The following is a 2,415-nucleotide window of genomic DNA, read 5'->3' as shown; positions in this document are numbered from 1 at the left end:
GGCCATGCACTGCAGTGCCGCATCACCACGGAAGACCCGGAACACAACTTCATTCCGGATTATGGCCGCATCACCGCCTATCGTTCGGCTTCGGGCTTCGGTATCCGCCTGGATGGCGGCACCTCCTATACCGGCGCGGTCATCACCCGTTATTACGACCCGCTGCTCGTCAAGGTCACGGCCTGGGCACCGCAGCCGGATGAGGCGATCAACCGCATGGACCGCGCGCTGCGCGAATTCCGTATCCGCGGCGTTGCGACCAACCTCACCTTCCTCGAAGCCATCATCGGTCACGACAGTTTCCGCAACAACACCTATACGACCCGCTTCATCGATTCGACGCCGGAACTGTTCGCGCAGGTCAAGCGTCAGGACCGCGCCACCAAGCTTCTGACCTATCTGGCCGATGTGACCGTCAACGGCCATCCGGAAACCAAGGGTCGTGCGAAGCCTTCCGAAAAGGCGGCAAAGCCCATCGTGCCCTATATCGATGCGCCGACGCCTGACGGTACCAGGCAATTGCTGGACAGGCTCGGCCCGAAGGGCTTTGCGGACTGGATGCGCAACGAAAAACGCGTTCTGGTCACCGACACGACCATGCGCGACGGGCACCAGTCGCTTCTGGCCACCCGCGTCCGCACCCATGATATCGCCCGCGTCGCCAGCGTTTATTCCAAGGCGCTGCCGCAGCTTCTGTCGCTGGAATGCTGGGGCGGTGCGACCTTCGACGTTTCCATGCGCTTCCTGACCGAAGATCCGTGGGAGCGTCTTGCGCTCATCCGCGAAGGCGCGCCGAACCTGCTTTTGCAGATGCTTTTACGCGGCGCCAACGGCGTCGGGTACAAAAACTACCCTGATAATGTCGTGAAGTACTTCGTTCGTCAGGCCGCAAGGGGTGGTGTCGATCTTTTCCGCGTCTTCGACTGCCTGAACTGGGTGGAGAATATGCGTGTCTCGATGGATGCGATTGCCGAGGAGAACAAGCTCTGCGAAGCGACCATCTGCTACACCGGCGACATCCTTAATTCGGCGCGTCCGAAATACGATCTCAAATATTATACCGGCCTTGCCGCCGAGCTTGAAAAGGCCGGTGCGCATATCATCGCCGTCAAGGATATGGCGGGCCTGCTGAAACCGGCCGCCGCCACGGTTCTGTTCAAGGCGCTGCGCGAGGCGACCGGTCTGCCGATCCACTTCCATACGCACGATACGTCCGGTATCTCTGCCGCGACCGTTCTTGCGGCTGTGGATGCGGGTGTCGATGCCGTCGATGCCGCAATGGATGCCTTCTCCGGCAATACCTCGCAACCATGCCTTGGCTCGATCGTCGAGGCGCTGGCGGGGTCGGAACGCGATACGGGTCTCGATACCGGATGGATCCGCCGCATTTCCTTCTATTGGGAGGCCGTGCGCAACCAGTATGCGGCGTTCGAGAGCGATCTCAAGGGACCGGCTTCGGAAGTCTATCTGCATGAAATGCCGGGCGGCCAGTTCACCAACCTCAAGGAGCAGGCGCGTTCGCTGGGTCTCGAGAGCCGCTGGCACGAGGTGGCGCAGGCCTATGCCGATGCCAACCGCATGTTCGGCGATATCGTCAAAGTGACGCCATCTTCCAAGGTCGTCGGTGATATGGCGCTGATGATGGTCAGCCAGGATCTGACGGTGGCCGACGTTGAAAACCCTGACCGCGAAGTGTCTTTCCCGGACTCGGTGGTGTCGATGCTGAAGGGCGATCTCGGACAGTCGCCGGGCGGCTGGCCCGCAGCCCTGCAGAAAAAGGCGCTGAAGGGTGAAGCACCCTATACGGTGCGTCCGGGCTCACTGCTGGCGGATGCCGATCTCGATGCCGAACGGACGGTGATCGAGACCAAGCTGGAGCGCAAGGTCGATGACTTCGAGTTCGCGTCCTATCTGATGTATCCGAAGGTGTTCACCGACTTCGCGCTCACCGCCGAGACCTATGGCCCGGTTTCCGTGCTGCCCACCCATGCCTATTTCTATGGCATGGAGGATGGCGAGGAGCTGTTTGCCGATATCGAGCGTGGCAAGACGCTGGTCATCGTCAATCAGGCCTCGTCCGGCACGGACGATAAGGGCATGGTGACGGTGTTCTTCGAGATCAACGGTCAGCCGCGCCGCATCAAGGTGCCGGATCGCGCCCATGGCGCTTCCGGCTCCGCCGTGCGCCGCAAGGCAGAACCGGGCAACGCCGTTCATATCGGCGCGCCGATGCCGGGCGTGATCAGCCGGGTCTTCGTCAATCAGGGTCAGGAGATCAAGGCCGGCGACGTGCTGCTCTCCATTGAGGCCATGAAGATGGAAACCGCGCTGCACGCCGAACGCGACGGCAAGATCGCGGAAGTTCTCGTAAAGCCCGGCGACCAGATCGATGCAAAGGATCTGTTGATCGCTTAC

At 61.2% G+C, this 2,415-nt stretch carries 1 protein-coding gene; it reads left to right on the top strand.

Annotation, left to right across the window (positions count from 1 at the left end; all coding sequences use genetic code 11):
• The coding region (pyc, locus tag ACIQUH_RS27860) for a pyruvate carboxylase (RefSeq protein WP_400821431.1) at positions 1–2,415 on the top strand (2,415 nt) is incomplete at both ends.

The sequence above is a fragment of the Agrobacterium sp. NPDC090283 genome, from assembly GCF_044769685.1.
In the GTDB taxonomy this organism is placed as follows: domain Bacteria; phylum Pseudomonadota; class Alphaproteobacteria; order Rhizobiales; family Rhizobiaceae; genus Agrobacterium.
This window is presented reverse-complemented; position numbering and strand designations above follow the sequence as displayed.